This window comes from Endozoicomonas atrinae (assembly GCF_001647025.1).
GTDB lineage: Bacteria > Pseudomonadota > Gammaproteobacteria > Pseudomonadales > Endozoicomonadaceae > Endozoicomonas > Endozoicomonas atrinae.
The window spans coordinates 1-1,040 of record NZ_LUKQ02000611.1; the positions used below are offsets into that span (position 1 = coordinate 1).

General features: G+C 49.0%; 2 protein-coding genes. Both read left to right on the top strand.

The window, feature by feature from the left end; genetic code table 11:
- Window positions 1-143 precede the first annotated feature (143 nt).
- Window positions 144-470: a RuvC family protein gene (locus AK963_RS29520; protein ID WP_066018785.1), complete on the top strand. Its 327-nt coding sequence runs from the start codon at window positions 144-146 to the stop codon at window positions 468-470.
- Window positions 467-1,040: bacteriophage antitermination protein Q (locus AK963_RS29525; protein ID WP_139117793.1), on the top strand; the 574-nt coding region annotated here is incomplete at its 3' end. The genes AK963_RS29520 and AK963_RS29525, both read left to right, overlap by 4 nt.

Below are 1,040 nucleotides of genomic sequence, written 5' to 3' on the forward strand. Positions count from 1 at the left end.
ACTATGAAGATATTATCAATAAATGCTGTGAGGCATGGAATGAATTACTTTCTGAAGTTGGCCGATTGAAAAGTCTATGCTCCCGTTCATGGGCTGTTATTTCATAATTTAAAAATGGAATTGGTATAAGCGGCCATGGTCTGATGAAAATCATCGGAGGCTATACCCGGCAGGACGTTCAGATGGTCTATCTGGAAAAAGTCGGTGCAAGACCCGGACAGGGGGTTGTCTCGATGTTTAATTTCGGACGGTCGTACGGGGCTATTGAATCCGCTGTGAGCGTTTTAGGCTTTCCCCTGACCTATGTAACCCCTCAACGCTGGAAACGCTCAGCAGGGCTTGTAGGCTCTCCCAAGGATGCCTCCCGAGGAAAAGTGTTGGACCTCTATCCCGAGGCTGACGTTCATCGCAAGAAAGACAATGGTCGTGCTGACGCTGTGCTCATTGCCAGATATGGAGAATTGGCATGAAACTACTCTCGGCAAGGCAGGCGATACATGATGCTTACGCTATCCACTTAACGGGCAAGAGCTATGGCATTGATCCGAGGGAATTTTGGGAACGTGGCCAAGGGAAGGTCCCAAATATCAATCAGCTGATTTGCAATGCTGCTGAGGCCGGGATGATTATCTCGACGGTTGAAGGGCTGGATGAGCCTTACAAGTCCTGGGCTAAATGGGCTTACGGTCCCCGGACAGAACATCACCTGCCCGATCAGGGGCGGTTCTTTGAATGGCTGGATAGGGACGTTCGGGAGAACCTGGAAAGCATCGAGAGAAATTATCGGGAGGTCACCAAGGAGAAAATTCGTGATGTCGTGGCCTATGCCGTTCTGGATTACCGGGCGTTTGTCATCAATGAAATACACTTGTACCCGGTTAGTCTGATTATAAATCGCTGCAACATTCTGCGACAGAACTGGAAACGGGACTTTGAACCATGGCATGAGTATTACTGGCAATTCTGTGACCAGCAGTTAGACCGAATGGCATTAGTCCCGGTTGCAAATTCCGTTCAACGGCTGAAATATGGCAAGGAGC